Source organism: Lawsonibacter hominis (assembly GCF_014287895.1).
Lineage (GTDB): Bacteria > Bacillota > Clostridia > Oscillospirales > Oscillospiraceae > Lawsonibacter_A > Lawsonibacter_A hominis.
Genome location: NZ_JACOPP010000066.1, coordinates 1 through 2,398, shown reverse-complemented (window position 1 = coordinate 2,398; position 2,398 = coordinate 1). Strand labels below are relative to the sequence as shown.

The 2,398-nt window shown below is 49.6% G+C and carries 2 protein-coding genes and 1 pseudogene; all 3 read left to right on the top strand.

What is annotated here, in order from left to right:
• The first annotated feature begins 307 nt into the window (after positions 1 to 307).
• Positions 308 to 1,456, top strand: coding sequence for a Fic family protein (locus tag H8S57_RS16710; protein ID WP_186909081.1), 1,149 nt, complete (start codon positions 308 to 310; stop codon positions 1,454 to 1,456).
• Positions 1,453 to 1,953 (top strand): XF1762 family protein, encoded by a 501-nt coding sequence (locus H8S57_RS16705; protein ID WP_440131172.1) that lies wholly within the window; start codon positions 1,453 to 1,455, stop codon positions 1,951 to 1,953. The genes H8S57_RS16710 and H8S57_RS16705 overlap by 4 nt, the downstream gene beginning before the upstream one ends.
• A gap of 8 nt (positions 1,954 to 1,961) precedes the next feature.
• Positions 1,962 to 2,398, top strand: a pseudogene (locus H8S57_RS16700) (secretion protein F); the annotation flags it as partial.

Sequence of the window (2,398 nt, the reverse complement as noted above, 5' to 3'; positions counted from 1 at the left end):
TTCCTGAATAAAGACTGGTACGATGTGCTTGTAAATACGGGCTTTGGCAAAGGGATTCTGGCGGTGTGTCTGCTGGTGCTGCTGATCTCGTTTGCGGCGGTGATCCGGCTCACCAAGCCTGTGGAATACAAACGATAAGTGGAAATATCCATCGTGAAACCCAGCCAGAAAACTCCGTTAGTCGCATTTTGCGGAAATATGAAGTAACCTGTATTTCCGTTTTTATTGATTAGTGGAAATAAAAGTGGTATAATAAGCATTGAAATTTCCACTTGTGATTTTGAAAATGCGAAAGGAGTTGAAGGTTTTGGAAAATCGAGCAGGCTATTTCAAGTCAAATCTGTCCGGTGAGATGGCCTATCAATCATTTGTCCCAGCTCCGCTGCCACCTGCACCGCCCGTTGATTTAGGAAATGAGGGCTTAACCCTTTTAATACAGGCAAACCGGCAGCTTGCACTTTTGGAGGGACTTGCCACCCGTATTCCAAACATGGACTTATTTGTTTCCATGTATGTGCGGAAAGAAGCGCTTTTGTCCTCGCAGATTGAAGGTACACAGGCGACGCTTGATGATGTACTTGACCCGCTTCTGGACGAAAATGCCAATCGGAATGTGGCGGATGTCATCAACTACATTAAAGCGAGCGAATTTGCCATAAAACGCCTTCAGGAGCTTCCGCTGTGTAACCGTTTGATAAAGGAAACCCATGCGGTACTGATGGAAGGTGTCAGGGGGCAAGAAAAAAATCCCGGTGAGTTCCGATACTCTCAGAACTGGATTGGCGGCCAAGGCAGCACACTGAAAAACGCAAGATATATTCCGCCCAATCCAGAGGATATGAATGAAGCCATCTCAGATTTGGAGAAATACATGAACTCGGAGGATGGTCTGGACCCTCTGGTTCGTGCAGCACTGATCCACTATCAGTTTGAAACCATCCATCCCTTTTTGGACGGAAATGGGCGTGTGGGACGGCTTCTAATTACCCTGTTCCTGATGGAAAAGAAGATTTTGACGACTCCGGCGCTGTATATCTCTTACTTCCTAAAACGGAACCGCATCGAATACTATGACCGCATGACAGAGGTTCGTCGGAAAGGAAACTATGAGCAATGGATTAACTTCTTTTTGCAGGCAGTCATGGAATCGGCGGAGGATGCCATCCACACAATCGACCAACTGACAGCCTTGCATGATAAAAATATGGTGCTGCTCATGGACGGTGTGGCAAAACGGCAGGCTGATACATTAAAAAGACTGTTTGCTTATTTAGAGGCCAATCCAATCATTGAAATCAAAAAAACCTCTCAGGCTTTAGATGTGGCTTACAATACAGTTGCAAGAGCCGTGGCCGTTCTGGAGGGAAAAGGAATCCTGAAACAAAGTGAACAGGCTGGAAAAACACGCATTTACGCATACTCTGAATACTTGGATATTTTAAGAAAAGACACTTGACCCAAAACGCTCACCATCTGGTGGGCGTTTTTTATTGGGAGGCGAATGCTACGAAGATTATTTCGATCACTTTGCGAGAAGCAAACGCTTTTATTGAAAAGCACCACCGCCACAACGGTCGTGTGCAGGGCTGTAAATTCTGCGTAGCTGTCGCAGACGATCTGGACGCCGTTCATGGAGTTGCGATTGTGGGGCGCCCCGTTGCCCGCCGACTGGATGATGGGAAAACAGCGGAAGTGACCCGGCTTTGCACCGATGGTATCGCCAACGGGTGCAGCTTCCTTTACAGCCGGTGCGCCCGGATTGCGAAACTGATGGGCTATCAGAAAATCATCACCTACACCCTGGCAACCGAAAACGGAGCCAGCCTGCGGGCTTCCGGCTGGCAATGTGCGCCGGGACTGCGAGGCGGCGGGAACTGGAATGTGCCGGGGCGCCCCAGAGCCGACAGCCGCAACACCGGCCCCAAACGGCTCTATTACAAAGAATTGAGGTGACGCGAGTTTTGTATCTCATTTTACTATGCTTTGGGACGCTCTTTGGCCTGGGAGCGTTCTTTTTATTGGCTGGGCTGCTCCGGCTGCCGACTTCCGCAAGCACAAAGGCGGTTCTGACCGTAACGAGCCGAGGGAAGTCCCAGAAAGGCAGCATCAACGCTGTCCTGTTCGATATGGCGGCGCGGCTTTCGCCACTGGTACATCTGGACAACTATAAGCGGAAGAAGCTGGAGGCGCAGTTGAAATCCGCTGAAATTAAAATGTCCCCAGAAACCTATATTGCGGCGGCCTGGGTAAAGGCTGGGCTGATTGCTCTGCTGATTATCCCGGCCCTTCTGATTTTCCCGATCCTTGCGCCGGTCATTGTGTTTCTGGCGGTGGCAGTTTACTTCAAAGAGCAGAAACGAGCGGACGAGATCGTTCAACAGCGCCGGGAAGAAATCGA